The sequence below is a fragment of the Bacillus sp. FJAT-45350 genome, assembly GCF_002335805.1.
In the GTDB taxonomy this organism is placed as follows: Bacteria; Bacillota; Bacilli; order Bacillales; family NISU01; genus FJAT-45350.
In genome coordinates this window covers 1,431,698-1,455,664 of sequence record NZ_NISU01000001.1, presented here as the reverse complement: position 1 = coordinate 1,455,664, position 23,967 = coordinate 1,431,698, and the positions used below count along the sequence as shown (strand labels likewise).

The window sequence follows — 23,967 nt, the reverse complement described above, 5'->3', positions numbered from 1 at the left end:
TTGTTTATAACTGCTTTGAGACTCTTATTTTCGTTATCTATTAAGTTATACAACACTCGTTTTAGAAGGTGGTGAGGCAAATGAAAGAGATTCGTTTTCATGGTAGAGGTGGTCAAGGAGCGGTAATGGCATCTGAACTTTTGGTGCATGCCACTATTATGGAAGGTAAGTATGGTCAATCCATTCCTGCATATGGATTTGAACGACGAGGTGCTCCGCTACAAGCTTTTGTAAAAATGGACAATAAGCCGATTAGAGAAAGAGTTCAAGTAGTGGAACCAGACGGTATTATTGTTTTAGATGAATCATTACTAGGGCAAATCCCTATTTATGAAGGAATGAAAAAAGGATCATTTGCGATAATTAATTCCCGTAGAAACATTCTGTTAGAAAATGTAGATTCCATGATAGATACGTTAGGATTTGTTGATGCTAATCGAATTGCTTTAGATATATTTAAAGCTCCAATTACAAACACTATTTTACTTGGTGCCTTTGCTTCAACAACTAGTCTAATTACTATTGAATCATTAAAAGAAGCGATATCTAACTATTTTCCTAAAGAAATTATTGAAAAAAATCTACTTGCAGTCGAGAGAGGTTACAGAGAAGCAGTTGTTGTGTCTAGAAGTAAAGTCTAACAAAGTGGAGTGAGTAAAAATGTTATTAAATTTAGCGAAAAAGCTCTATAAAGAGACCGGTGATGACGTTGCATCAGTTGGAAAAGGGTTATATGTCGTTAATACAGGTTTATGGCGTTATCAACGTCCAGTGACTGACCCAGACCTTTGCAAACGCTGCTCTGCCTGTTATATGTACTGTCCAGTAGGATGTAAAATCGAATTAACTACACATTATGACACAGACTTAGATTGGTGTAAGGGATGTGGGATATGTGCTGAGGTATGTCCTGCAAATGCAATTACAATGTACGAAGAAAGGGGAGATGAGTAATGGGAAAAATAGATGTTCTAAACGGAAATAAAGCTGCTGCATGGGGAGCTTCATTAGCAAAAGTTAGCTTACTAGCAGCGTATCCTATAACTCCTCAAACCCCTTTAGTAGAGTATTTAGCTCAATTTGTAGCTGAGGAAAAAATAGATGCTGATTTGGTTGAGGTAGAGAGTGAACATACGGCTCTCAGTGTTTTACAAGGGGGAGTATTTGCAGGAGCTAGAACGTTTACGGGTACTAGTTCACAAGGGTTGGCCTTAATGTATGAACCTTATATTCGAACAAGTACTATGCGCTTGCCTATCGTAATGGCACTAGTAACAAGAGAGGTCATTTCTCCACAAACAGTCTGGGGAGGTCAACAAGATGCCGTGACAGTAAAAGAAGCCGGCTGGATTCAAATTTGGTGTGAAAGTAATCAAGAAGTGCTAGATACTGTCGTGCAAGCATACAAAATTGCTGAGAACAAAGACGTTCTTTTGCCTGTAAATGTTTGTTACGATGGCTTTTCGTTATCACACATGGCAGAAAGAGTTGAAATACCAGAACAAGAACAAGTAGATGAGTTTTTACCCCCTCCAGATATCACTCATGTATTATTGGACCCGAAAAATCCAATGTCTGTTGACCCTTTAACAGCAGGACCGATGTTGACAGAGTTCCGACATAAACAGGTCACAGCTATGAGAAAGTCGAAAGAGGTTATTGAGGATGTTCGCCAAGAATGGGCTGAGCTTTTTGGGCGAGACCATGGGGGACTTCTTGATTTATATCGTATGGATGATGCAGAAATTGCGATTGTATGCATGGGGAGTCCAGCAGGTACGGCACGTGTTGTCATCGATGAGATGAGAGAACAAGGGATAAAAGTTGGGATGTTACGTATTCGTGTTCTTCGTCCGTTCCCATCTGAGGAAGCAAGGGGTTTGCTTAAAGATATGAAAGCAATTGGTGTCATTGATCGAAATGTCTCGTTTGCAAGTGGATATGGAACTAGTTATATAGAGTTGAAAAATAGTTTTGGAGGGATTGAAATGCCTCCAATGATGGACTTTATTGGCGGACTTGGAGGCTCAGATGTGACGATAGAACATATAAAACAAACGATTATCATTACTCAATACGTAGCAAATGGTGGTTCATATAAGGATGTAACTTGGTTTGGTTTAGAAGATGGTGATATTGACATCGAGCGGATCATCGTTGAAGACTCTCAGTTAAATTCGAAATTAAAAGGAGTGATAGGTTAATGGGAACACAGGATGGAAAAAGGGATAATACCAATTATTCAACTATACCAAAGGGGGCTAAACCTACACTTGTTAAAAATGATGCATTTTTCACGAAGAAGCGTTTTGGCTTTATTTTCAATGAAGAAAAGGATATAAAAAATGCTTATAAGGAAGTAACGAAAGTAGAAGATTTACTTTCTCCAGGGAACTCCGCTTGTCTTGGGTGTCATGCGGAGCTGGCTCTAAGGACTACACTTCGGGTATTAGGTCCAAATACTATTCTTGCTATTCCGCCTGGATGTATGGGTGGAGTTGGAGTTGTAGGGTTCCAAGGTGGTTCTGGTGCTAAGATACCTGTATTCTTTCCGTTACTAGATAATACCGCAGCCATGTTAAGTGGGATAAAACGTGCATGGCGAAGAAGAGGAGTAGAAGATATAAATGTTGTGACATTTGCTGGAGACGGAGGTACTGCTGACGCTGGTTTCCAATCCCTTTCAGGTGCAGCGGAAAGGGGAGAAAACATCATTTATATATGCTACGACAACGAAGCTTATATGAATACAGGGGTACAAAGAAGTGGTACAACTCCAAAGTGGTCTTGGACACAAACCACACCTATTGGGGAAGAAAGTAGTGGGAAATCACAAAAAGGAAAGGATATGCCAATGATTATGGCAGCGCATGGAATTCCATATGTAGCAACGGCGAATCCATCGTACCTTCCTGATTATATTGAAAAGCTTAAAAAAGCAATGAAAGTTAAGAATGGTATGTCTTATATACACCTATACTCTGGTTGTCCAACAGGCTGGAAGTTCCCAACAGAAAAAACAATAGAAATTGGAAATATTGCTGTGGAGACAAATTTATACCCATTATGGGAATGCGAGAATGGTAAATTTAAACTCACTCATAAAGTACGAAAACGAAGACCGATAAGTGATTATACGAAATCAATGCAAAAATATTCACACTTGACTGAGAGGGATATTAATGAGCTACAAGAGAGTGTTGATTCTAAATATAAGAGGTTACTGAAGCTATGCAAAATGTGATTAAAAGTAGAATCTATCAAGTTGATATCGAAGTCACTTCTCATCCTTGGAGAAAGCCATTTGTGAAACTGTTTGAGACGTTATTTAGAGCTGGCGATGCTATTGAACTTGGAAAGACCACTCTTTATGTGAAAGACAACAAGGGATCTATTATCCATCAAGAATATTATGGTAAATCAAGAAAAAAGGCATGGTACCGAAAATTAGAAATTGAAAGAATGGTTGAGTCCTTCTCTAATGAAGATGAATTTAAAATTTGGTTAAAAAGGGGAAATGCATGCAGCGAACAAATATGAATTAGCACATTTGACGAACTTGGAACAATACCACCAAGAGGATCTGTCATTATCACAACTCCTTTTAAGATAACAGGTGGAAGTGTAAGTCCACTAAGAGTCAAAGCTCTGGTTCCTCGATAAAGTTACTAATATGTATGAATTGGTAATTCGTTCATTAGATTGAAGCTGATATGTTTTTTTCTAAAGAGTGGAATTACCAATTTCTTTTCTTACCAATGTTTTTGTAATAATTGGATTTTATTTAACTAAAGGTTATCACTTTAAATAGGGGGCAATATGGATGAAAAGAAAACTTACAGTTGCTTTAGGTTTTATTAGTCTTCTACTGTTTAGTGTTGCATGTTCTCAGAATGCTGGGAACGGAGGGGAAATAGAAAGTAACTCCCATGAATCAGAAGAACAAGTCCAGTTTTCTGTTGTCAGTTTTTTAGCTATGGACCATGCGTTTACTAAAGATATTATTCCAATGTGGATGGATATGATTGAAGAGGCTACTGATGGTTCTGTTACATTTGACTGGCTTGGAGGCGATGAATCGGTTCCAATTACTGACCAGTTTGATGCAGTTAGGAATGGGATTGTAGATGTCGGCTTTAATGTTAGTTCCTATTATGGACACTTAATGCCTGAGTCGCATTCGCTGCATATTTCTCCATATACACCTGCTGAAGAAAGAGATAATGGGTATTTTGATTATTTAAGCGAGAGATTTGAAGGAGAAGGGTTTGTTTATGCTGGAAGATGGTTGAGTCCTTCCCCGTTTTACTTCTGGAGTAATGAAAAAATAGAGAATTTGGATGATTTAAAAGGGTTAAGTTTCAGATCAAATCCTACTTATCATGAAATTTTACTTGAGTTAGGTGTAAATCCAATGGAGATAACACCTAGTGACGTGTACACGTCTCTTGAACGAAATATGGTTGATGGATTTGGATTTCCTTTATTAGGTCCTCATCGTTCAGCTTGGACTGAAGTAACTAAATATATTATTGATGAACCATTTTTAAATCAAAATGCGACGATTTTGTTCAACAAAGATGCGTTCAATGAAATCTCACCAGAATTACAAGAAATTATTTTTGAAACAACTGTAAAATTTGAACAAGAGATGGTTAGATATTTTAACGATATGAACGATAGTGAATGGAAAGCGATAGAGGCTGCTGGAGTTGAAAGGTTAACATTAAGTTCCGAGGATAGTCAAAAATTTCAAGACACTGTAGAAAGAGTATACTGGGATATGTTAGAAAAAACGTCTCCGGACCAAGTAACAACGCTTAAGAAACTTTTAACTAATTAACACACTGGATTTGAAAGGAGGGTTAGTATGCTTACTAAAGTATCAAAGGCTCTTGATATCACTGAAAATCTTCTCGCAGCAATTGGTGCGATACTGTTACTATTTGTGACTTTCTCCGTCGTATTCGAAATCTTCTCGAGATATTTTTTCAGTCATTCTTTTCTATGGACAAAAGAAATAACAGAATATAGTTTGTTATATATTCCCTTTTTAGGTGCAGCGTGGTTATTGCGTACAAATGGACATATTACAATCGACATAATCGACATGGCTACTAATCCTCAAGTACAACGTATAATAAGTATTTTTGTATCCCTAGTAGGATTGTTTATCAGCTGTATTTTAGTTTACTTTGGGACGGTCACCACTCTTGACCTCTACAAACGTGGTGTAACGAGTATATCTGTCTTAAGTATCCCCCAAGTCTATGTCTATTTAATTATACCAATAGGTTCCTTCGTCTTAGGGTTAGAATTTACTCGGAAACTTCTTATCGATATACAAAAGTGTAGGGGAAACTCATAAATCTATTTAAACAGGGTAGTTCGCTGAGCTGACTTATTTCATTGATGGACTACTTAGAGGTTGAACTAAAAGGTAATTTGACCATTTTAGGTTCACCTCTTAAGTAGTTTAGAGATTAATAGAGATAGAGGAGGGATAAAGTGGAGTGGTGGCAACTTTTATTAGTCATATTAATTAGTTTGATAGGTTTGATGTTTTTAAGAGTGCCAGTTGCTTTTGCATTTTTAATGGTAAATATTGTAGCCTCTTTTTTTATATGGGGCGGAGAAAAAGGTTTAACACTATTAATTACGAGTATTGAAAACTCGTTAACCAATTTTTCACTTCTCCCTATTCCACTTTTTATCTTAATGGGAGAGATTATGTTTCGTGCGGGTATAGCTCCTAGAATGATAGAAACAGTTGATAAATGGCTCGGAAAGCTTCCAGGACGATTAAGTTTGCTAGCGGTAGGTGGTGGTACGCTCCTATCTACACTAACGGCTTCAACCATGGCGAGTACAGCTATGTTAGGTTCAACATTGATTCCAGAGATGGAAAAGCAAAAATATCATAAATCAATGGCAATGGGACCTATACTAGGAAGTGGTGTACTTGCAGTTATGATCCCACCGAGTGCACTGGGTGTGTTACTTGCCTCTATGGGGCAAATATCAGTTGGTGCTTTCTTAATTGCTATTATCATTCCAGGCATTTTAATGGCAGTATTATACACGATATTTATCATTGTTTGGGCTAAAATGAACCCTCACTTAGCACCAGCCTATGATATACAAGAAACTCCTTTTATTGAAAAGGTAACAGCAACAATGAAATATATCTTACCTTTAGGACTAATTGTATTTTTTGTGATAGGGTTTATGTTTTTAGGAATTGCTACTCCTACAGAAGCTGCTGCGATGGGCGTCATTGCTAGTATGATTCTGGCTATATGTTATCGTAAACTTACATTGGACGTACTCATTCAATCCCTATCTGGAACAATGAAGATAACTGTAATGATTTTAATTGTTGTGTCTGCATCTACTGCTTTTAGTCAAATATTATCATTCTCGGGAGCAACTAGAAATTTAGTAAATTTAGTGGGAGGGTTTGAGTTTGCACCAGTAATAATCTTACTAATCCTTCTTCTAACCGTTATTGTATTAGGTACTTTTTTAGAGTCTTTATCAATAATGATGTTAGTCATTCCGATCTTTTTCCCGATTGTTGCAGCGTTAGATTTTAACCTGTTGTGGTTTGCAGTACTTTTATTGATTACGATTGAAATAGGTACCATCACTCCACCTTTTGGTGTTGGGTTATTTGTCATGAAAGGTGTTGCTCCAAAAGGAACAAAAATGTTAGACATATATACGGCTGCAGTTCCGTATATTTTGTTGCAAGTACTATTGTTAGTTCTTGTAATCTTATTCCCGACAATCGTAACATGGCTTCCAGATATCATGAGAAATTGATTAGTGGTAATCAGTTCTCTTAAAGTTAGTTGGTAAATATATGTATGTATAAAATTGATATAAGGAATACTAAAGAAAAGAAGTCAAAAAGGAGTATACTTATGTCAATTGCAAAAGGAACTGCATACCGTATTTCTACAGATACAACTAGTCATTTTAATTCAGCTGAAACGCTCACAGTTATCAGCATTTTTGGACACACTGTACAATTCATACTTGATAAAGGAAAAGGCCATGGTGCCATGCCTATCGAGCACTTACATCATTTAATAAAGAAAAACGATTTACATCTAATTACTAATAAAAAAGAGTTATTGAAGGGGAATGAGGAAGAAGCGAAAATTTCCTAACGAATCATACAAACTTTAATCAAAAAAACATTCACTATAGTTGGTGAATGTTTTTTTGATTAAAAAGTGTTTACTGGATTTATAATTATATTAATATAATTATAAATTTGTATAACCCCGTGATATTTTTCATTTTCTGAATATAAAACTATATTGATATATATTAATATATACTGTAAGAATAAATAGTTCCGTTCACGTAATCCACAAATAAAGTTTTACGAGCGTTGGATTCCTGAAGATGAATAGCTTTGAATCATTTTTTGTAAGTCTTTGTGCGCTTCTCTTATCTCAAGGGTTGCTTCAATAATCTTTTGAAACCCTTCTAAATCTTTTTCAGATGCATTTAATACTGACTTTGGAAGACCTTCTGCAATTTGTTGTAAGGTTAAATCTCTACTCAAGTATACCAACCACCTTTCCTAGCAATGTTTAAATCTTAATTATTGTTCACTATGTAATAGATACCATATCATCGTATTCTATTTGTTTTATGAAGTATATGGAATCCACAACTTTACCATGACTCTTGGACAATTTTACAACTTTAATGATAAAAGTTTTGATTTATAAGTAAAATAATTGAATTAGTTAAATATGCCCAAGGAGAATGAGTAGTTCAACCTTGGGCGAAATTTGAAAGGCAGTCGATGTCTATGTCTAGTTTTTATAAATTAATTCTTTAAACTCTTCCAACCTCTTTAATGTCCGTTGCATTTCTTTTTCTTTTTGCTTCTGTACTCTTTTCGTTAATTTCTTAATAAATTTTTTTCTGTCGGTCATGTTCATCATCCTTTCGTTGTTAATTTGAAACATTGAAAGAAGTTTGCCATTTCATTATATTAGGCATTACCCCAAACGTGACAGTACCAACGCGTTTTTAATAAATATAAACGTATAAGAAAGAGTATAAGATTAGTGTGTACAAACTATAGGTATTTCTTCTTGTAGTTACTTAAAGTGAGCAAAGGCCAAATGTAGTTATAACTATGATAACGAATATAAAAATACCCTGGAATGCCCCCCCTGTTGGGTATTCTTTAGTCCATTTATCTTTATCAATTGACGTTATCAAATTAGATATTCCTTTATCGATAGCTTCTATTGGTTGGTCGTGAGCTGTAATTAATGCATCTAATGCCCATGCTGTTTGTGAAGGAGTACTCGCATTAAGTGGTATATACTTTTTTTCCAAATCACTATAGCAGGATTCCCCCCAACCTCCATCATCGTTTTGTATAGAGAGTAACCATTCAACCCCTTTTATTATAGATGGGTGGGTGGACCTAGTTCCACACGCTATCAAACCTTTTATCGCTGACCAGGTGCCATAAATGTAACAAATTCCCCAACGTCCGTACCAAGAGCCATCTTTTTCTTGATTTGCAAGTAACCACTGAGACGCTTTTTCAACTTGAGGATGAGGTAAGCGTAAATTAGCATCGTCTCCGAGAAATTCAAGCGTTCGTCCTGTTAAGTCAATAGTAGAAGGATCGATTAAGGTTCTACTAGCAGCGTCGAAAGGTAGAAGTGAAATTAGTTTGTTGTCTATATTTTTTTCAAAAGCTGCCCAACCTCCGTCATTATTTTGCATGGATAATACCCAGTTTAGCCCAAGGGACCAGCTTTCTTTAAATTGTGGTTGATGTAGGATTGTTTTTTTTAGTGCTCGTAACGAAGCAGCCGTATCATCCACATCCGGTTGAATGGTATTAATATCAGAAAATCCCCATCCACCAGGTAGGGTGTTTTGATTATTTAAAGCCCAATCTCCAAACTTGATTTGTTGCCGAGAAAGTAGGTATTCCGATGCTAGCTGAATCATGTCGTCCGACTCATCTACTCCAGCATTTTGAAGTGCGAAACTAGTTAATGAAGTATCCCAAACAGTCGATGTACTATACTCAATTAAATATGTTTTATTAGAAAGACATAGTAGATTATTTAATCCGGTTATTGCACCTTTAATTAAATAATGGTCTTTAGGGTAGCCAAGTGCTAGTAAGGCAAAAATCATATTGAAAGTTGCTCCGAAATAACTGTAAAGTGTCCCATCTGGTTCGATACGTTCTAACATATATTGCTCAGCCTTTGTTATCGCTAGTTTCCTTATATTTTGAGGCAATTCTAGTAACTTATTTATTTCTTTCTTTATTGTGCTTAAGATAAACCTGGTATTTTCTGAATTAAATTCTATATCGTTTGGAAAACGGTCGTTAATTAAGTCTGATAAATCAGGAGTTCGTATCGTTTTATATTGGTAATTTAAATTAGAGGTGATAAGTATAGGAGCAATATGAACACGAGTGTAACCCACAAATTCATAAAAATTAATTGGTGCAGAAGGAGGGAGAAGTATAGATTCAATCGGGAGTTGTAAATGTTTTGGCCATGGTATTTGTCCTGTTAGAGCAAGCATTGTTTTCGTGAGGCTATTTGTATTTGTAAGACCACCTTGTTCGTTAATAAATCTCTTTGCTTGTTGCATGGTGCTTGATGATTTATCAACATAACCTGAAAATAGTAGTCCATAATATGCTTCTACAGCCGCTGAAAGATTTCCTTCTTTCTCATCGTGAAATATCTTCCAAGTTCCGTTCTTATCTTGAGTTTTAAGCAATCTTTCTACTAGCTTTTGAATAAGCCATTCGTCATTGTACTCTAAAGAGCGTAACAAAATAATCATATATGCATCGGTTACTGGCCCACCTTCAAAGCAGAAACGCCAAGAACCATCATTTGATTGCATCGTTCTTAAATTGTTTGAAAGGTAGTCAATCGATGATTTTACTTGTTGTTTCAATCTAGACCCTCCCTTTAATGAAACTTCTCTATTTGTAAATCATTACATTCCTTTATAGAAAGAGTATGACTTTATTTAAATTTTTCAACCAAAGCTATGTTATGTATGGAAAAGAAGAAATAGAACCTATTAATAATACAAATTTTAGAGAGCTAGGGAAAATCCCTATACCAAATTATTGTTCTTTACATAAGTTAGTAGTTAAGAGGGCTAGCCTTTTTAATTCTTATTAGAGGGAGGTAACAAGAATGTCTTGTCAACATTATTATAACTTGTGTAAAGAAAGTGTAGGTGCAGAAGTTGAGATTAGGGACCATCATGGAAAAATGTATGTAGGTACAATTGAGAGAGTAGATCCTGAATTTGTTTATCTTCGTCCGATAGGACCTACGTCAACTGATCACGGACATGGGATGTATTTCTTTGCTGCTGCTGCATTAACTGCCGTTGCATTAGTATCAATTGCAGCTTTTCGTTTTCGCAGAAGACCCTTTCATCACCACCACCATGGACCATATTATTATTAAAGAACAAAATCCGGATAGCGGAATTTGTTAAAAGTAATGTGGGAAGCCACTACATGTTTTTTTGAAAGTTCAGTGACAAGTGATTTTCTTGTCACTGAACGAGTAGTGCGCGAAGTCATTGCCCTTCTTCGAATATGCTATTATTTATCCACATTGAAGTATTTTATAATTAATAATAATGACTTGACTGAAGTCTAAAATTAATATGCCAACAATGGCACGGACAGCTAAAGAAATCAATGAGTCACTTTAGTCCATAAAGAGTGAAGCCATTGTCTTTTGTGTACAGATCAATAAGGATGTGTCAAAGGATGAACGAGAAACAGTTTTCCATACAACCTATTAAAACGAAAGAGTTGCTTTTTAGGGAGCCGAAAATAGAGGATACATCCGATATTTTTTGTCTCTATTCAGATCCTGGCGTTCTAAGTTTAGACCGCAGTGAACCTTTTAAGAATTTGATTGAAGCAGAAGAATTGATAAGAGTTTTTAAGCAAATGAATCAAAGGCATGACTCAATTATTTGGTTGGTTGAATTAATGGAATCAAAAAAAGTAATTGGGTCTTGTGGATTTAAAAATTGGGATAGATTATCTCACCATGCAGAAATAGGTGGCAATATCTCAAGTAATTATTGGAGTAAAGGTTATGGGTCAGAGACACTGAAGTTTTTACTTGATTACGGGTTTACTAAAATGTATTTAAATAAAATCTATGGTTATACAAATGCAAAAAACAAAAATGTTTTAAAACTATTAAATAGACATGGCTTTCAACAAGAAGGCATCCTTCGAGATCATCAACTTCTAAATGGAACATATGATGATGTATTCGTATTTTCTATTTTAAAGAGGGAATACAAAGAGGGAAAGTAATACCTTCCAAAATTATTTATAAAGATTACTTGAATTATTTGATAATGTTCAAATCCATATTTTGAACATTATGATAAAAATCAAGTATAGTACTTAATAATTTTTCTGGACCAAAAAAAGCACTTCAATAGAAGCGCTTTTTTTGGTGAGTATTAGCTGGTTATTCACTTATGAAACCATTAAACATTTGCACCCTGACTTTGATCAACAACATCAGGATCAAATGTATTATTAGCATTTACTCCATTATTTGTAACAATAAAGTCTCCTGTGTTCCCAGCACCAGAGCCAGAAAACGCTTTTGCAGTACTTTTGGGAGAGATATTTATGGAGGAACCAAAGTTAATAACTCCACTATTTTCATTAATTTTAAATGGTCCACCAACTATTGAAGGCATATAAACACCCTTTTCGTATTTATTATAATACATTCTAAGAAGCTGCTAAATCACCTCATAGATTCGTTTTGTTATTCAGTTGATTGTAATTGTCTTATATGCTTTATTCTTGCCTCTGCATGAATATCATTAGTAGAACCAATATGCAACACACCTGAAGAGGCTGCACTAATAATATTGATATTCTTTACGTTTATAAAGCGTGAATCATTGTATCTATTTATAGAAATTGGTTCAAAAAAACTCATCTTCGGAATTGGTCTTGTAAAAAGAGGAAACATTTCAAAGTTTCCTTCGTCTGAAAAAAAGAGCTCCACTTGGCGTTGAACAGCTAACGCTCGGGAGCGAGGGGATACCTTGTTACTGTCACCAACTTGAAATACCGAGCTACTTGAAACATTTGTAACTTTGATGTTGTTAACCATTGAAACTCGTTTGCTCATAATAATAGTCTCCTTATTCTGGTGCTAGGGGAACGAACGGCCCGATTATTAAAGATTCTGGAGGTGTATCAAAAATTGACGATAAATTAATCGTATCAGTATCCCCAACTAAAAACACCGAAGAAGTAGCCACAGCCATAATACGGATATCTCCAACAGATAGCTCTCGATTAACTACATTAAAATTCATTAACTAATACCCCTCTCTTGGTAAATGTCTTATAAACTCTTCAAATGTTTTATTAATATCTTCTTTTAATTTACTGGTTGTTCTTTGTTCAACGTCCAATAATTGTTGTTCATTCATATTTTCTGTTGGTATTTGATTTAAATAGTGAGTTATACGGTTATCAATTTGATTCTTAACATCACTAATTATAAATTGCCGATAGGGAAGGTCCAATTGGTAATTGTATTTCTGTTCAATCGACTCTAATATCTGGTAACACTCGCCATTTAAATACTCATTAATTTCATGTTTAATTTTTGGGTATGGATTAGGATTGTTAACAGAAGGGAGTACTTGATTATCTTGATTGACATTGAAATCCTCTATTGAGTTTTCCCCACCAGCGTGATTTGGTGAAAGTCCTATATTTAAAGTTCCTTCCAATCTTTCAACTTTTAATTGATCAAATTTATAGTTAACAGAGGGGGGGTGAGATTTAATCATATTAATTTCATTTTGAAGTTGATGAATCACATTCTCTAACCTTGAAATTTTTTCCTCTTGAGAATGAAAATAATCATATATGTTTTGGTTATTTTCTATGTGACTATAATGATTATGCTGATTAGGATAATACATGAATCTTCCTCCCTCTTAACAAATTAATAGTCCTTCAAGGTGTAGGAGGTGCAAGTGGCACAAGACTAGCTTGAGTTATTGGTGGTACTGGTACTTCAGCTTCAGGAGCGGGCTCTGTGAATCCTCCTGTATTATAAAGGTTTGATAATGCTTTTATAACTCCAGCGCTCCCGATTTGGAGCACTGAAGAGTTAGTAATTCCATCTACTCTTAAGTTGTTAATTACAATACTTTGGTTAATATAATAATTCATATTTATGACCTCGCTTTATAAAAATGAGCTAATATTTGAATCAGTAAGATCACGGTCATACGTATTAGTTGAACTATACTGATTATTAACTCTTAATCCATCTCCCGTATTAAAAGAGCCTGCACCGGCAAATGTTTTCGCCGTACTCACCGGTGAGATGTTATATACATCTCCAATATTAAAAACTCCACTATTTCCTACACTTATTAGTTTAATTGCTCCTACAATTGCAGGCATAAAAACCATCCTTAATCCAAGTTTATATAGATAAGGTATGTAACAATTGGGCTAAGTGTTCATGAAAATAAAATGCTCTACACACCTTATAGCAAAATATAAATAGTAGCTGGCTATCAAGAAATAGCATGGTATTTAAATTTATCATATACTAAACTAAGAGATAGTTAACAGAAATATTGAGGTGAATTATCCAATGGCTAACGAAGCCCAACAGAAATACTATATAAAACTACAAAGCTTACTTAAAGAATTGCCTTGGTATGTAGAAGAATACATCGATCATAAGAAGAGAAAGCTTTCTGCAGCATCTTTACTTAACTATGCTCATGATTACAAAATCTTTTTCAATTGGCTTTTAACAGAAAGCTTACATACTGATGAAATAAAAAATATACCCCTTGAATTACTTGAATCACTCACTATAAAGCAAGTGGAGGGCTTCTTAAACTTCCTTCAGTACCAACTAAATAACAAAGAAATAACGGTCAATCGTAAGCTATCAGCACTTAAATCTCTCTTTAACTATCTTCAAAACATTGCTGAAACAAATGACTTACAACCCTATCTACAGCGAAATGTAATGGCTAAGGTAGAATTTAATGAATTAAAGGATAGTATGGAAACAATTGCTAATAAGATGGAAGGGAAGATTTTATTAGGTGATGAATATGAAAGCTTCCGATTATTTATAGCAAATGATTACGGTCAGTTGAATAAAGATAACAAAAAGCTCTTAAACTTTCATATTTTTAACCGAGAACGTGACACAGCGATAGTCTCCTTAATATTAGGTTCTGGCCTTCGCTTATCAGAGGTTGTAAACCTAGATATAGATGATATCGACTTTACCAAGTCTTCAGCTCGTGTTGTTCGTAAGGGAAACAAAGAACAATATGTGTACTTTAGTAGTCTAGCAATGGATGATCTTCAAGAATACTTATCTATACGAGCCAATAGATACAAGGTAGAGAAAACCAACAAGTCACTGTTTGTATCCGCTCCAATGGGACCTAAAGGGACGTCCAGGAGGCTATCAGCACGAGCAATCGAAAAACTGATAGAAAAGTATGCGACAGCATTTGGTAAGCCTTCATTATCCGTACATAAGCTAAGACACTCATTTGCTACTAGGTATCATACAGAAATTAACGATGTACCGAAATTAAGGAGGCAATTAGGACATTCTTCAATACAAACTACGATGATTTACACTCATATTAGAAACGACGATTTAAAAAGTGCCGTTGATAAAATGGATATGCCTAAGGATGAGGAATAAATATGGGTTGAAAAAGTCACAGTTAGATGTGACTTTTTTGTTGTTTACCAGGAAATTTTAAAATACTTAAATGTGGATAAGTGAAAGCTTATTCAAAGAAGGGCAATGGCTTCGCGCATTACTCGTACAGTGACAAGAAAACCACTTGCCACTGTACTTTCAAACTGGTAGTGGCTTCGCACATTGCTTTTAACAAAATCCGCTATGCGGAATTTGAGAAAGGGGAGGGAGTTGTTGTCTTTCCAATACATGACCCATTATATATTTCGATTTTTTGCTTTTTCAATGACGCTTTTTGCAAGGGAGTAATAATAGTTTACTTCGGCTAACGTACGAGCTTGCTTCATTTTTTCCATATGAGACTGAAATTCTATATATTCATCTTCGTATAGCTTTACTTTTCGCTGAGGGAAGGGAATGATATTATCTTTTTTCACGAAAACACCACCTTTATTAATTATATATATGTACTGGGAAAGATAGGGGTGTAGGTAGTACTAATTATTGTTGTTTTATAGTAATAATTAGCTGTACTGATGTGCTATACATTATTACGTAAAATATAGTTTTGACGTAATAAACATAAAAAAGAAAGCTACAATAAAGAAGCTTTCATACCTCCTTATATACAACTACTTACTATCACCTTATTCTGTCTCAATTGATAAGTAAACTTTTGATAATGAGACAGAATAAAAATTTAATGAGATTTAAACAAAACCATTTTTCTTAGATTACTAAATGAATTATTAAACTTAATATCATTTTACTTTTTAATTCACACCTAACCCCAACTAACTAAGATTCAAAGTTAATTAACAACTAACAATTATCAATTAGCAATTCATAACTCATAACCCATAATTCATAATTCTACAAACACTTTCCACTCTTCTATCATTAACTAAATTCTAGTTAACATAATATTATTATAGCTTATAATCACTTCACTTCATTTACCCATTCACACTTCCAATATTTTCGTTTATACTACTCGTATGTGTCTTAATTAGTTTTAATTTGGAGGGTTTTCATGCACATATCACCTAGAAGATTTATATTTTATGTGCTTGGGATTTTCCTTTTAGCACTCGGAATTGCATTAACGATTCAATCGAGGCTTGGTACTTCCCCATTTGATGCCCTACTAGTTGGATTATATCGTACGATTGGTTTAACTGTTGGGAGCTGGGAAGTCATTCTTGCTCTTATTCTTATCTTTTTCAATGCTGCTTTGCTTCGAAATAGACCGGAGTTTTTAGCGCTAGTAACCGCGATTATTACTGGAATAGGGATTGATTTTTGGTTATTTACCTTATCTGGTTGGGTTGAACCTACGACTCTAATAGGTCAATTTATTATTTTATTAGTAGGTATTGTCATTAGTGGATTTGGAATAGCTGCCTATCTACAAGCTAATTTTGCACCGATACCTATGGATCGACTTATGCTTATCATACGTGATTTGACAAAACTAAATCTCTTTTATTCACGAGGAATTATGAATATTGGCTTTGTTATTTTAGCTTTTCTGTTTAATGGGCCTATCGGAATTGGAACGATCCTTATTACCTTTTTCAGTGGGGCTGTAATTAATTTCTTCATGCCTTATGTTGTAAAATTAGAGAAGAAATTTGTTCAGGAGAAAGAAAAACGTCATGCTGCCTAAAAAATTCTGTTTCAAAGTAAAAGGGTGTCCCTTAAGGTATTGTTGACCTTATGAGACACCTTTTTTAAGATAAGTATAAGTAGTAGACTCAAAGAAGGGCAATGCCTCCGCGCACTACTCGTATAGCGACAACAAAAGCGCTTGTCGCTATACTTTAAAACATGTAGTGGCTCCGCACATTGCTTATAAATAAATACCGCAAAGCGGTATTTATTTATTCAGTATTTTTTTCTTCTTTATTTAACGCGACAATTGCTCCGTCTTTATCAATATCTACAACAAAGGAGCCGTTACTATAGCGGTCGCTATTTCTAAGAGTAGGAGGCTCTATTAACACGACAGTACCCTTCTCTGTTTGGAGGATGTATTGAATATTTTCTACTACTTTTTCGAAATAGATGATTCGATGTGGATTTGATTTCAGTTCTCTTAGCAATACTAAGCCACGTTTGGCACGAGATGACTTTTCAAACTCAGAAATCGGCACCTTTTTTAATCCTCCACGTTGTGTAATTACGAGGAAATGAACCTTTTCATTCAATGTAAAGACATCACCATTTACTACATAATCTTCTTCTTTTAAATTTATTCCTTTTACCCCAGCTGCACGTTGACCTACGATATTAATTTCTTCTTCACTAAACCTTAATCCATAGCCCTGGTGAGTTGCAAGAAATACTTCTTTGCCGCCATCTGTTCGAATGACATTAATAACTTCATCAGCTTCCTTTAATTTCACCGCAACTAGTGCTTTTGTAAAACGTTGTGCTTTATATAGGGAAAGCTGAGATTTCTTCACCATACCGTATTTAGTAATGAATAAGAGGTACTCTTTTTCATTAAATTCCTTAATAGGCATTGCCTTAATGATATCGTCTTCACGGTCAATTTGAACAATGTTGGCCACATGCTGACCATTATCTTTCCAACGAATATCAGGTAATTGATGGACAGGAATATGCAAGTAATTCCCTTTATTAGTGAATACTAGTAAAGTATCAGTTGTATTCATTTCAAATTGAGATAGTAGATAATCAGTTTCCTTCATACCTGGCTTTTCTCCATTTGAAGCTGCAAAGGAACGTAGACTCGTACGCTTCACATAGCCTTCCTTTGTTACTGTTACAATAACATCTTCAGAAGGAACAAGTACTTCAAGATTAATCTTAAGTTCCTCAATTTCTTCTTTAATAACAGTACGGCGTGAATCAGCAAAGGTTTTCTTTATTGTTAACAAGTCTCTTTTAATGACTTGAATAAGCTTCTTCTCACTACCTAGAATCTCACGAAGCTTGCTAATTTCTTTTGCTAGCTCGTCAGCTTCATCTTGGAGTGTTGTAATATCAGTATTTGTTAAACGATATAATTGCAATGTAACAATTGCCTCTGCTTGAGCCTCTGTAAACTCAAACTGTGAGATTAAGTTGTTTTTTGCATCTCGTTTGTCTTTTGAAGCTCGAATTGTTGCAATCACCTCATCAAGAATGGAGATTGCTTTAATAAGACCTTCTACAATATGCTCACGCTCTAACGCTTTATTTAACTCATATTGAGAGCGCTTCGTCACAACTTCTTTCTGATGGTCGACATAAGCACTTAGCATCTTCTTTAAGCCAAGTAATTGAGGTGTTTTGTTACAAATTGCGACCATATTAAAGTTATATGTAACTTGTAGGTCGGTATTTTTAAATAAATAATTTAAAATTGCTTCTCCGTCAGCTTCTTTTTTCAGCTCAACAACAATTCGTAGACCTGTTCTGTCTGTATCGTCACGTACTTCAGCAATACCTTCTACCTTTTTATCAAAGCGTATTTCATCCATCTTCTTTACAAGGTTCGCTTTTACAATTTCATATGGAATTTCAGTGATAACAATTTGTTTCTTACCACCCTTAATTTCCTCTATCTCTGTTTTAGCACGTACGACTACTTTTCCTTTACCAGTTTGGTAGGCTTGTTTGATACCATCGAGCCCCTGCACAATCCCACCTGTTGGAAAGTCAGGTCCTTTTACATGATCCATCAATTCGTTAAGGGTACAATCAGGCTTCTCCATTTGTAAGATAGCACCGTCGATAACCTCTCCTAGATGATGCGGCGGGATATCAGTAGCATACCCAGCAGATATCCCTGTTGAACCATTTACAAGTAGATTCGGAAACATCGAAGGCAACACGACTGGCTCTTCAATAGAATCATCAAAGTTCGGAATAAAATCAACTGTTTCTTTATCAATATCACGTAATAATTGAGAAGCAATTGATGAAAGACGCGCCTCAGTATAACGCATCGCTGCAGGTGGATCTCCATCAATTGAACCATTGTTCCCATGCATTTCAATTAGTACGTTTCGAACCTTCCAATCCTGGCTCATCCGTACCATTGCTTCATATACCGATGAGTCACCATGTGGATGGTAATTACCAATTACATTACCGACTGTTTTTGCTGACTTACGGAAAGGTTTATCGGAAACGTTTCCATCTTTGTACATCGCATATAAAATACGACGCTGTACCGGCTTTAAGCCATCTCTTACGTCAGGTAAAGCTCGTTCTTGAATTATATATTTACTGTATCGACCAAAACGGTCACCAATTACGTCTTCTAAAGGAAGATCTAAGTAGCGCTCTGTTTGTGACAAGCTTACTCCTCCTCAATTACCGTTAGATTTTCGTTCTCTAGTATATTCGTTTCTTCTTCTAATCCGAATGCTACATGGCTCTCAATCCATTTACGGCGAGGCTCTACTTTGTCACCCATTAATGTAGATACTCGCTTCTCCGCTCTAGCTACATCATCAATCTTCACTCGAATGAGTGTTCTTGTTTCTGGGTCCATTGTTGTTTCCCAAAGTTGAGTTGCATTCATCTCACCAAGACCTTTATAACGTTGGATTGTATAGCCTTTTCCAACCTTCTTTATGGCCTCTTTCATTCCATCTTCATCCCATGCGTATTCTACTACTTCCTTTTTACCTGAGCCTTTACTAACTTTATATAGTGGTGGAAGGGCAATATATACTTTTCCTGCTTCCACAAGAGGCTTCATATAACGATAGAAAAATGTTAGTAATAGTACTTGAATATGAGCTCCATCTGTATCGGCATCGGTCATAATCACGACTTTATCGTAATTAATATCATCTATTGTAAAATCTGACCCTACCCCAGCACCAATTGTATGGATGATCGTACGAATTTCTTCGTTTTTCATGATATCATCGATTTTTGCTTTTTCCGTGTTAATTACTTTACCACGTAATGGAAGAACAGCTTGGAATTTACGATCTCTTCCTTGTTTAGCTGAACCACCGGCAGAATCACCCTCGACTAAATACAATTCATTGCGCTTCGGATTCTTTGATTGAGCTGGTGTCAGCTTTCCACTAAGAAGAACGTCTTTTCGCTTATTTCTTTTTCCGCTTCTAGCGTCTTCTCTTGCTTTACGTGCTGCCTCTCTTGCTTGAGCTGCTTTGATGGCTTTTTTAATGAGCATCGTGCTTATATCTGGATTTTCTTCAAAGAAGTAGGAAAGTTGCTCTGAAACAACCGCATCTACAGCTGAACGAGCTTCTGGAGTACCTAGCTTACCTTTTGTTTGACCTTCGAATTGAAGCTTTGCCTCAGGAACTCTGATCGAAACAATTGCTGTAAACCCTTCTCGTATATCTGAACCGTCAAGATTTTTATCTTTTTCTTTTAGCATTTTCACTTTTCTTGCGTATTCATTAACTGCCCGAGTCATTGCACTCTTTGACCCAGCTTCATGAGTACCGCCGTCCTTAGTTCGTACGTTATTTACAAAGGAGAGGAAGTTTTCTGTGTATCCATCATTAAATTGAAAAGCAAATTCCACACTAAAATTATTTTGCTCTCCACCAAAAAATACAACAGGATGTAGCGTTTCTTTGTCTTCATTCAAATACTCAACAAAAGCTTTAATTCCTGTTTCATAGCAGAATAGTTCAGTATTTTCTTTGTTCTTACGTAGGTCGATTAACTCGATTTTCAAGCCTTTTAATAAGAATGCTGCTTCTCTTAGGCGTTCAGTTAATGTTTCAAAATTATACGTTGTTGTGCTAAAAATGGTTCTGTCAGGTTTGAAATGGATTTTCGTTCCTGTTTTCTTTGTTGTTCCTACTTTTTCAAGAGTAGTAACAGGTTTTCCACCATTTTCAAAACGCTGTTTATATACATGACCATCACGTTTAATTTCAACGACAAGCCATTCTGATAAGGCATTAACAACAGAGGCACCTACACCATGTAAACCACCACTTGTCGCATAACCGCCTTGTCCAAACTTCCCTCCTGCATGAAGGATCGTTAGGATGACCTCAGGAGTTGGCTTACCCATCTTATGCATCCCTGTTGGCATACCTCTACCTTCATCCGTTACACTAATGCTATTATCCTTATGAATTGTCACATTAATATCATTACCGTATCCACCTAACGCTTCATCAACGGCATTATCTACAATTTCATATACTAAGTGATGCAGCCCGCGACTATCGGTACTACCAATATACATCCCTGGTCGTTTTCTAACAGCCTCAAGCCCCTCAAGTACTTGGATTGCATCATCGTTGTATTCAAATTCTCTTTTTTTCGTTGCCAAGTTGGGAGACCCCTTTCACACGTACAGTTCATTCTACTATAGCACAAAAGAACATATGTTTCTGTATCGTTTTGTGCTATAGCAGAAAGTAACTCACCAAATATCATACGTACATTCTTTTATTCATTGTATCTTTATATTTTGGTTTAGCAACCATTATTCTAGTTTTTTGTGTCTTAAGAACTGAAAAGTCCCTAACATTTGGATGATGTAAGGGACTTTTCTAACCGTTATTTTGTAAGTGCTTGCTCCACTTTTATACAACGATCCATAATTGACGTTACCCCATGTTCCTGTAGCAAATCATACGCTTCTTCGTTTTCAAGTCCTAACTGAGCCCAATATACATCTGGTTTATTTTTCATTGCGACAACTTCTTTTGCCACATCATTTAAGTGCTCACTTCGTCTGAAAACATTCACAATGTCTACGTGACCTTCAATATCATTTAATGATTTAACTGACTTAACCCCAAGAATTTCATCCGCTGTTGGATTTACTGGGATAATATCATAGCCAGCATTTTGCATCGCTTCTGATACCATATAAGAGGTCCGCTCTGGATTCGCTGATAAGCCAACGACTGCAATACGTTTGCTTTTCTTTAAAATTTCACCAATTTCTTCTCGTGTTGGATTTTCAATTGCCATGTAAGTTCCTCCAATTATCCTGAATTTATATCTTACTGTCATTTTGTACTCAATTAGTATTTCCCTATACATTTTCTAAATGAAATGTGAAATTCCTGCATGAAATTGAACTTTCTTCTAAATAATACCTACCCTTGCTACAACTTAATTACAAGATTTCCAGCTAATTTCATATCGAATTTCCCTTATTCACATGAAAAAGCTTACTTCAAGTCATACTAATAGAAAGCAAGACACTGAAAAAGTACGAATTAGATGATTCAAGAAGCGGTATTGGCTTCGCACGTTGCACGCATTACTTTAAGTGGATTGAAAAAGTGAAAACCACACTATTTCAGTCGACTCTTAGAAAGGGGGATTACCACCATGAAAATCGTTAGTATCCTTTTGCTTTTCACACAAATTTTTTCCCAATCTATAGGCATTTCTATCGTTTTTGACGGTGAGAAATTAATGGAGATAGATCGATCTAATTTTGAATCCGTTCTAGGAAAAGAGCTACCTGAACATGAAAATTTAGAACAACTGATGAGTCAAATAAATGAACAAATATATAAAGAGCCAATTAACGCTACCATTAATGAAAATGGTGGCATTGTTGCAGAAGAAGCCGGACATAAACTTGACGAAAAAAGGTTTCGAGAACAGTTTTATCGTAGTTTTTTTAAAAAGGGTCCTGCTACTATTGACGTGCCAATCGTTGGAAATTATCCCCGTGTAGATAGTGAATTACTTTCAAGAATACGAGTAAAGCGAATTGGCCAATTTACTACATATTTTAATTCAAGAAAAAAAGCTCGAGCACAAAATATTTCGCTCGCAACAGAGGCGATTAACAATCACGTTGTGTTTCCTGGCGAAGTGTTTTCTTTTAACGAAGTCGTTGGTAAACGAACGAAAGAAAAGGGGTATCTCCCAGCTCCGATCATTATTAAAGGGAAGATTTATCAAGATTTTGGTGGTGGGATTTGTCAAGTATCCTCGACGCTATATAATGCTGCCGATAAGGCAGGGCTACAAATAGTTCAACGTCATTCACACAGTAAACCTGTACCCTATGTGCCCCCTGGACGTGATGCCAATGTTAGTTGGTACGGTTCTGACTTTATGTTTAAGAATACGTATAATCAGCCCATCCTTATTCGTGCAAAAGCTCATGGAGGAGCTTTAATGATATTAATTGAATCGTCTGATGAAATTAATAAAGATACACCATAAGTAGCCCACTAATCTGGATAGTGGGCTTTACTACTTTCACGATATTAATAAGACTGAGCACACACTTAGCGTTAAATAACGACACCGCCGTCAATATTTAAAACAGTACCTGTTATAAATCGTGCTTCATCAGATGCTAAGAAAGCATAGCCATTTGCAATATCCTCTGAAGATGCTAGGTCCTTCAGTGGTGATTGATCTTTCATCATAGAAAGAATCTTTTCTGGCATTTTCTCTGTCATAGGTGTCAATACAAAGCCTGGCGCGACTGCATTAACGCGAATACCAAAGCGTCCTAATTCCTTCGCCCATGTTTTTGTCATACCGATTACACCGAATTTCGTCGCTGAATAGTTTGTTTGACCAAAGTTTCCATATTGTCCAACGACACTAGATGCATTAAGAATGACCCCTCCATTTTGTTCCTTCATGTAAGTAGCAGCTTCTTGACCAACAATGAAAACTCCTTTTAAATTAACATCAATGACTCGGTCCCATTGCTCGTCTGTCATCTTGAGTAACTGGGCGTCTGCTGTTATACCTGCATTATTGACAACAATGTCAATTTTCCCAAACTTTTCAGAAACGTTATCGAGTAAGCTTTTTACCTGTTCACGCTTTGTTACATTCACATTAAATCCAATCGCGTTACCTCCTGATTCATTTATCTCGTCCACCGTACGTTTGATATCTTCATCATTTAAATCAGCTACAGCAACCCTAGCTCCTTCTTGTGAAAATTTCTTTGCTGTTGCCTCACCGATTCCACGTCCGCCACCAGTAATTATTGCAACTTTATCTTGTAATCTCATCGTTAATCCCCTCCTGAGATCAAAAACCGCAAAGCGGTCTTTTGTTTTTGAAAACGCTAAGCGGTCACTCAACATACTTCCATCTGCATATAACCAATAAATTCACAAAATATCATTCCAAACTGAACAACAAGAAGGAGCTACCCACCACACATCAAATGAATTGCCATTCAATACTACATTACAAATATATC

At 35.8% G+C, this 23,967-nt stretch carries 28 protein-coding genes; 14 read left to right on the top strand and 14 right to left on the bottom strand.

What is annotated here, in order from left to right; translation table 11 throughout:
* The first annotated feature begins 80 nt into the window (after nucleotides 1-80).
* From CD003_RS07380 to CD003_RS07340, 9 genes are all read left to right on the top strand, one after another.
* Entirely contained in the window at nucleotides 81-641 is a 561-nt protein-coding gene (locus CD003_RS07380) for a 2-oxoacid:acceptor oxidoreductase family protein (RefSeq protein WP_096200511.1), read from the top strand.
* 19 nt (nucleotides 642-660) lie between these two features.
* Entirely contained in the window at nucleotides 661-954 is a 294-nt protein-coding gene (locus CD003_RS07375; protein WP_096200510.1) for a 4Fe-4S binding protein, read from the top strand.
* Complete coding sequence (locus tag CD003_RS07370; protein ID WP_096200509.1) at nucleotides 954-2,204, top strand: phenylglyoxylate dehydrogenase; 1,251 nt, start codon at nucleotides 954-956, stop codon at nucleotides 2,202-2,204. Before CD003_RS07375 ends, CD003_RS07370 begins: the two co-directional genes overlap by 1 nt.
* Nucleotides 2,204-3,244, top strand: a complete 1,041-nt coding sequence (locus CD003_RS07365; protein WP_096200508.1) for a thiamine pyrophosphate-dependent enzyme — start codon at nucleotides 2,204-2,206, stop codon at nucleotides 3,242-3,244. Before CD003_RS07370 ends, CD003_RS07365 begins: the two co-directional genes overlap by 1 nt.
* Nucleotides 3,232-3,540 carry a hypothetical protein gene (locus tag CD003_RS07360; RefSeq protein WP_096200507.1) on the top strand — a complete coding sequence of 103 codons (309 nt, stop codon included), beginning with the start codon at nucleotides 3,232-3,234 and terminating at the stop codon, nucleotides 3,538-3,540. Before CD003_RS07365 ends, CD003_RS07360 begins: the two co-directional genes overlap by 13 nt.
* Before the next feature lie 283 nt (nucleotides 3,541-3,823).
* Nucleotides 3,824-4,843, top strand: a complete 1,020-nt coding sequence (gene dctP, locus CD003_RS07355; RefSeq protein WP_096200506.1) for a TRAP transporter substrate-binding protein DctP — start codon at nucleotides 3,824-3,826, stop codon at nucleotides 4,841-4,843.
* A 27-nt stretch (nucleotides 4,844-4,870) separates the two neighbouring features.
* Entirely contained in the window at nucleotides 4,871-5,368 is a 498-nt protein-coding gene (locus tag CD003_RS07350; protein ID WP_096200505.1) for a TRAP transporter small permease, read from the top strand.
* Nucleotides 5,369-5,508: 140 nt separating this feature from the next.
* A complete protein-coding gene (locus CD003_RS07345) occupies nucleotides 5,509-6,825 on the top strand; it encodes a TRAP transporter large permease (RefSeq protein ID WP_096200504.1) in 1,317 nt (438 codons plus the stop codon).
* Nucleotides 6,826-6,926: 101 nt separating this feature from the next.
* Nucleotides 6,927-7,175 (top strand): hypothetical protein, encoded by a 249-nt coding sequence (locus CD003_RS07340; RefSeq protein ID WP_096200503.1) that lies wholly within the window; start codon nucleotides 6,927-6,929, stop codon nucleotides 7,173-7,175.
* Nucleotides 7,176-7,393: 218 nt separating this feature from the next.
* Here the strand turns inward: CD003_RS07340 and CD003_RS07335 are convergent, their stop codons facing one another.
* From CD003_RS07335 to CD003_RS07330, 3 genes are all read right to left on the bottom strand, one after another.
* Complete coding sequence (locus CD003_RS07335) at nucleotides 7,394-7,579, bottom strand: hypothetical protein (protein ID WP_096200502.1); 186 nt, start codon at nucleotides 7,577-7,579, stop codon at nucleotides 7,394-7,396.
* A gap of 256 nt (nucleotides 7,580-7,835) precedes the next feature.
* Nucleotides 7,836-7,958 carry a hypothetical protein gene (locus CD003_RS22240; protein ID WP_257008257.1) on the bottom strand — a complete coding sequence of 41 codons (123 nt, stop codon included), beginning with the start codon at nucleotides 7,956-7,958 and terminating at the stop codon, nucleotides 7,836-7,838.
* A gap of 172 nt (nucleotides 7,959-8,130) precedes the next feature.
* Nucleotides 8,131-9,978 (bottom strand): terpene cyclase/mutase family protein, encoded by a 1,848-nt coding sequence (locus CD003_RS07330; RefSeq protein WP_306453942.1) that lies wholly within the window; start codon nucleotides 9,976-9,978, stop codon nucleotides 8,131-8,133.
* A 248-nt stretch (nucleotides 9,979-10,226) separates the two neighbouring features.
* Between CD003_RS07330 and CD003_RS07325 the strand changes: the two genes are divergently transcribed.
* Nucleotides 10,227-10,505: a hypothetical protein gene (locus CD003_RS07325; protein ID WP_096200501.1), complete on the top strand. Its 279-nt coding sequence runs from the start codon at nucleotides 10,227-10,229 to the stop codon at nucleotides 10,503-10,505.
* Between the two features lie 311 nt (nucleotides 10,506-10,816).
* Nucleotides 10,817-11,380: a GNAT family N-acetyltransferase gene (locus CD003_RS07320; protein ID WP_179295474.1), complete on the top strand. Its 564-nt coding sequence runs from the start codon at nucleotides 10,817-10,819 to the stop codon at nucleotides 11,378-11,380.
* A 179-nt stretch (nucleotides 11,381-11,559) separates the two neighbouring features.
* Here the strand turns inward: CD003_RS07320 and CD003_RS07315 are convergent, their stop codons facing one another.
* The 6 genes from CD003_RS07315 to CD003_RS07290 form a co-directional block, all read right to left on the bottom strand.
* Entirely contained in the window at nucleotides 11,560-11,778 is a 219-nt protein-coding gene (locus CD003_RS07315; RefSeq protein ID WP_096200499.1) for a spore germination protein, read from the bottom strand.
* 71 nt (nucleotides 11,779-11,849) lie between these two features.
* A complete protein-coding gene (locus tag CD003_RS07310) occupies nucleotides 11,850-12,221 on the bottom strand; it encodes a spore germination protein GerPE (protein WP_257008256.1) in 372 nt (123 codons plus the stop codon).
* A 13-nt stretch (nucleotides 12,222-12,234) separates the two neighbouring features.
* The gene (locus CD003_RS07305; protein WP_096200497.1) at nucleotides 12,235-12,411 is read right to left on the bottom strand and encodes a spore gernimation protein GerPD; all 177 of its coding nucleotides are present in this window, start codon (nucleotides 12,409-12,411) and stop codon (nucleotides 12,235-12,237) included.
* A 3-nt stretch (nucleotides 12,412-12,414) separates the two neighbouring features.
* Entirely contained in the window at nucleotides 12,415-13,029 is a 615-nt protein-coding gene (gene gerPC / locus CD003_RS07300; protein WP_096200496.1) for a spore germination protein GerPC, read from the bottom strand.
* 34 nt (nucleotides 13,030-13,063) lie between these two features.
* Nucleotides 13,064-13,282 (bottom strand): spore germination protein GerPB, encoded by a 219-nt coding sequence (locus CD003_RS07295; RefSeq protein ID WP_096200495.1) that lies wholly within the window; start codon nucleotides 13,280-13,282, stop codon nucleotides 13,064-13,066.
* 15 nt (nucleotides 13,283-13,297) lie between these two features.
* Nucleotides 13,298-13,519 carry a spore germination protein gene (locus CD003_RS07290; protein WP_096200494.1) on the bottom strand — a complete coding sequence of 74 codons (222 nt, stop codon included), beginning with the start codon at nucleotides 13,517-13,519 and terminating at the stop codon, nucleotides 13,298-13,300.
* Between the two features lie 196 nt (nucleotides 13,520-13,715).
* Here CD003_RS07290 and xerS point away from each other — a divergent pair, with 196 nt between their 5' ends.
* Nucleotides 13,716-14,801: a tyrosine recombinase XerS gene (gene xerS, locus CD003_RS07285; RefSeq protein ID WP_096200493.1), complete on the top strand. Its 1,086-nt coding sequence runs from the start codon at nucleotides 13,716-13,718 to the stop codon at nucleotides 14,799-14,801.
* Between the two features lie 257 nt (nucleotides 14,802-15,058).
* Here xerS and CD003_RS07280 read toward each other — a convergent pair whose 3' ends face one another.
* Nucleotides 15,059-15,238 carry a hypothetical protein gene (locus CD003_RS07280; protein WP_096200492.1) on the bottom strand — a complete coding sequence of 60 codons (180 nt, stop codon included), beginning with the start codon at nucleotides 15,236-15,238 and terminating at the stop codon, nucleotides 15,059-15,061.
* Nucleotides 15,239-15,834: 596 nt separating this feature from the next.
* Here CD003_RS07280 and CD003_RS07275 point away from each other — a divergent pair.
* Entirely contained in the window at nucleotides 15,835-16,470 is a 636-nt protein-coding gene (locus tag CD003_RS07275) for a YczE/YyaS/YitT family protein (RefSeq protein WP_096200491.1), read from the top strand.
* 214 nt (nucleotides 16,471-16,684) lie between these two features.
* Here CD003_RS07275 and parC read toward each other — a convergent pair whose 3' ends face one another.
* From parC to CD003_RS07260, 3 genes are all read right to left on the bottom strand, one after another.
* The gene (gene parC, locus CD003_RS07270) at nucleotides 16,685-19,114 is read right to left on the bottom strand and encodes a DNA topoisomerase IV subunit A (protein ID WP_096200490.1); all 2,430 of its coding nucleotides are present in this window, start codon (nucleotides 19,112-19,114) and stop codon (nucleotides 16,685-16,687) included.
* A 2-nt stretch (nucleotides 19,115-19,116) separates the two neighbouring features.
* Complete coding sequence (gene parE, locus CD003_RS07265; protein ID WP_096200489.1) at nucleotides 19,117-21,093, bottom strand: DNA topoisomerase IV subunit B; 1,977 nt, start codon at nucleotides 21,091-21,093, stop codon at nucleotides 19,117-19,119.
* Between the two features lie 230 nt (nucleotides 21,094-21,323).
* Entirely contained in the window at nucleotides 21,324-21,743 is a 420-nt protein-coding gene (locus CD003_RS07260) for a CoA-binding protein (protein WP_096200488.1), read from the bottom strand.
* Nucleotides 21,744-22,109: 366 nt separating this feature from the next.
* Between CD003_RS07260 and CD003_RS07255 the strand changes: the two genes are divergently transcribed.
* Nucleotides 22,110-22,961 carry a VanW family protein gene (locus CD003_RS07255; protein ID WP_096200487.1) on the top strand — a complete coding sequence of 284 codons (852 nt, stop codon included), beginning with the start codon at nucleotides 22,110-22,112 and terminating at the stop codon, nucleotides 22,959-22,961.
* Between the two features lie 71 nt (nucleotides 22,962-23,032).
* On the opposite strand, the gene fabG is transcribed toward CD003_RS07255, so the two are convergent.
* Nucleotides 23,033-23,773 carry a 3-oxoacyl-ACP reductase FabG gene (fabG, locus tag CD003_RS07250; protein ID WP_096200486.1) on the bottom strand — a complete coding sequence of 247 codons (741 nt, stop codon included), beginning with the start codon at nucleotides 23,771-23,773 and terminating at the stop codon, nucleotides 23,033-23,035.
* Nucleotides 23,774-23,967 lie beyond the last annotated feature (194 nt).

Bases quoted from the DNA above. Each gene is read 5' to 3' on its own strand.
- CD003_RS07350 (WP_096200505.1), top strand. From the start codon at position 4,871: ATGCTTACTAAAGTATCAAAGGCTCTTGATATCACTGAAAATCTTCTC.
- CD003_RS07360 (WP_096200507.1), top strand. From the start codon at position 3,232: ATGCAAAATGTGATTAAAAGTAGAATCTATCAAGTTGATATCGAAGTC.
- CD003_RS07275 (WP_096200491.1), top strand. From the start codon at position 15,835: ATGCACATATCACCTAGAAGATTTATATTTTATGTGCTTGGGATTTTC.
- dctP (WP_096200506.1), top strand. From the start codon at position 3,824: ATGAAAAGAAAACTTACAGTTGCTTTAGGTTTTATTAGTCTTCTACTG.
- CD003_RS07340 (WP_096200503.1), top strand. From the start codon at position 6,927: ATGTCAATTGCAAAAGGAACTGCATACCGTATTTCTACAGATACAACT.
- CD003_RS07320 (WP_179295474.1), top strand. From the start codon at position 10,817: ATGAACGAGAAACAGTTTTCCATACAACCTATTAAAACGAAAGAGTTG.
- CD003_RS07255 (WP_096200487.1), top strand. From the start codon at position 22,110: ATGAAAATCGTTAGTATCCTTTTGCTTTTCACACAAATTTTTTCCCAA.
- CD003_RS07260 (WP_096200488.1), bottom strand. From the start codon at position 21,743: ATGGCAATTGAAAATCCAACACGAGAAGAAATTGGTGAAATTTTAAAG.
- CD003_RS07375 (WP_096200510.1), top strand. From the start codon at position 661: ATGTTATTAAATTTAGCGAAAAAGCTCTATAAAGAGACCGGTGATGAC.
- gerPC (WP_096200496.1), bottom strand. From the start codon at position 13,029: ATGTATTATCCTAATCAGCATAATCATTATAGTCACATAGAAAATAAC.
- CD003_RS07325 (WP_096200501.1), top strand. From the start codon at position 10,227: ATGTCTTGTCAACATTATTATAACTTGTGTAAAGAAAGTGTAGGTGCA.
- fabG (WP_096200486.1), bottom strand. From the start codon at position 23,773: ATGAGATTACAAGATAAAGTTGCAATAATTACTGGTGGCGGACGTGGA.
- CD003_RS07315 (WP_096200499.1), bottom strand. From the start codon at position 11,778: ATGCCTTCAATAGTTGGTGGACCATTTAAAATTAATGAAAATAGTGGA.
- CD003_RS07305 (WP_096200497.1), bottom strand. From the start codon at position 12,411: ATGAATTTTAATGTAGTTAATCGAGAGCTATCTGTTGGAGATATCCGT.
- CD003_RS22240 (WP_257008257.1), bottom strand. From the start codon at position 7,958: ATGACCGACAGAAAAAAATTTATTAAGAAATTAACGAAAAGAGTACAG.
- CD003_RS07310 (WP_257008256.1), bottom strand. From the start codon at position 12,221: ATGAGCAAACGAGTTTCAATGGTTAACAACATCAAAGTTACAAATGTT.
- CD003_RS07290 (WP_096200494.1), bottom strand. From the start codon at position 13,519: ATGCCTGCAATTGTAGGAGCAATTAAACTAATAAGTGTAGGAAATAGT.
- CD003_RS07370 (WP_096200509.1), top strand. From the start codon at position 954: ATGGGAAAAATAGATGTTCTAAACGGAAATAAAGCTGCTGCATGGGGA.
- xerS (WP_096200493.1), top strand. From the start codon at position 13,716: ATGGCTAACGAAGCCCAACAGAAATACTATATAAAACTACAAAGCTTA.
- CD003_RS07295 (WP_096200495.1), bottom strand. From the start codon at position 13,282: ATGAATTATTATATTAACCAAAGTATTGTAATTAACAACTTAAGAGTA.
- CD003_RS07380 (WP_096200511.1), top strand. From the start codon at position 81: ATGAAAGAGATTCGTTTTCATGGTAGAGGTGGTCAAGGAGCGGTAATG.
- CD003_RS07365 (WP_096200508.1), top strand. From the start codon at position 2,204: ATGGGAACACAGGATGGAAAAAGGGATAATACCAATTATTCAACTATA.